Below are 1674 nucleotides of genomic sequence, written 5' to 3'. Positions count from 1 at the left end.
GCCGGCTTCCGCATGGCTTGCGCGCGGAAGCGCACCAGCGGCACCGCATCCTTGAAGGCGATCACGCCAGCGGCGACCAGCGCCGAGTATTCGCCCAGGCTGTGGCCGGCGACCAGCGCCGGCGCCTTGCCACCGGCAGCCAGCCAGGCGCGATAGAAGGCCACGGCGGCCGTCAGCATGACCGGCTGGGTGTTGGTGGTCAGGTCCAGGTCTTCCTTGGGGCCTTCGGCGATGAGCTTGCCGAGGTCGAACTGCAAGGCATCGGAGGCTTCGGCGACGGTCTGACGCACGACTTCATTGTCGGCGAAACCATTGAGCATCCCGATCGCCTGAGAACCCTGGCCGGGGAAAACGAAAGCAAATGTTGTCATGCTTGGATGTGTATGAAGTTGTATAAAAATGCAGGAGATCAGCGTTCGATGTGAAGCGCGGGATCGCCGCGGCAGACCGCACCGATCTTACATGCGCACCAGCACGGCGCCCCAGGTGAAGCCACCGCCCACGCCTTCCATCAGGACAGTCTGACCGGGCTGGATGCGGCCATCGCGCACCGCCTGGTCCAGCGCCAGCGGAATGGAAGCCGCCGAGGTATTGCCGTGTTCGGCCACGGTAACCACCATCTTTTCGGGCGGCAGGCCCATCTTCTTGGCCGTGCCCTGCATGATGCGGATATTGGCCTGGTGTGGCACCAGCCAGTCGACGTCAGTGGATTGCATCTGAGCGGCTTCCAGCGCTTCGCGCGCCACCTTGTCCAGCAAGGAAACGGCCAGCTTGAACACTGCTGGACCATCCATGTACAGGTAGGCGCTGCCAGCGACGGCACCATTGTTGACGCTGCCCGGCACGCACAGGATGTGACCATGGCTGCCATCGGCGTGCAGCTTGCTGGCCAGCACGCCCGGCTCCTGCGCGGCGCTCATGACGATGGCGCCGGCGCCGTCGCCGAAGAGCACACAGGTGGTGCGATCCTTGAAATCGAGGATGCGCGAGAACACTTCGGCACCGATTACCAGCACGTTCTTGTGCGCACCGGATTTGATGAAGCTGTCGGCCACCGACATGGCATAGACAAAGCCGCTGCAGACCGCCTGCACATCCATGGCCGGGGCGCCGTTGGTGATGCCCAGCTTGCGCTGGACCACACAGGCAGTACTAGGGAAACCACCGAGGTGATCCGGGGTGGAGGTGGCCATGATGATGAGGTCGATCTCATTGGCCTGCATTCCGGCCGCTTCCAGCGCGCGCTGGGCTGCTTGCAGGGCCAGGTCGCTGGAGAGCTGGGTCGGCTCGGCGTAGTGACGCGCGGAGATGCCGCTGCGGGTGACGATCCATTCATCCGAGGTCTCGATGCCCTGCTCGGCCAGTTGCGCGGCCAGTTCGTGATTGGTCACGCGCTTGGTAGGCAGGTAACTGCCGGTACCGACGATTTTGCTGTAAGTGGTCATGCCGTCTTCTTGCTCTGTTAGTTCGGTTGATCCAGCGAGACCGGGGCCGGCTCGAAAGCCCCCGCTTCGGCCTCGGCCGTGCGCCCCTGTCCCTGGGGCATCAGCTCCGCCATGCTGGCGGCAATACGGGCCAGCACATCATACTTGGCCGCGTCATAGGCGCGGCGAATGGCCCATTCAAACGCATACACATCAGCGCCGCCGTGACTCTTGAAGACCAAGCCTTTCA

Annotated in this window: 2 protein-coding genes and 1 pseudogene; all 3 read right to left on the bottom strand. The window is 63.6% G+C overall.

Annotation, left to right across the window (positions count from 1 at the left end; genetic code table 11):
• The coding region (locus I5W_RS19360) for an ACP S-malonyltransferase (protein WP_044530447.1) at positions 1–371 on the bottom strand (371 nt) is incomplete at its 3' end.
• 87 nt (positions 372–458) lie between these two features.
• Positions 459–1445, bottom strand: coding sequence for a beta-ketoacyl-ACP synthase III (locus I5W_RS19355; RefSeq protein WP_044530446.1), 987 nt, complete (start codon positions 1443–1445; stop codon positions 459–461).
• 17 nt (positions 1446–1462) lie between these two features.
• A pseudogene (locus tag I5W_RS19350) lies at positions 1463–1674 on the bottom strand (phosphate acyltransferase PlsX); the annotation flags it as partial.

It is taken from the genome of Herbaspirillum sp. B65, assembly GCF_000333555.1.
Taxonomy (GTDB): domain Bacteria; phylum Pseudomonadota; class Gammaproteobacteria; order Burkholderiales; family Burkholderiaceae_D; genus Herbaspirillum; species Herbaspirillum rubrisubalbicans.
This window is presented reverse-complemented; position numbering and strand designations above follow the sequence as displayed.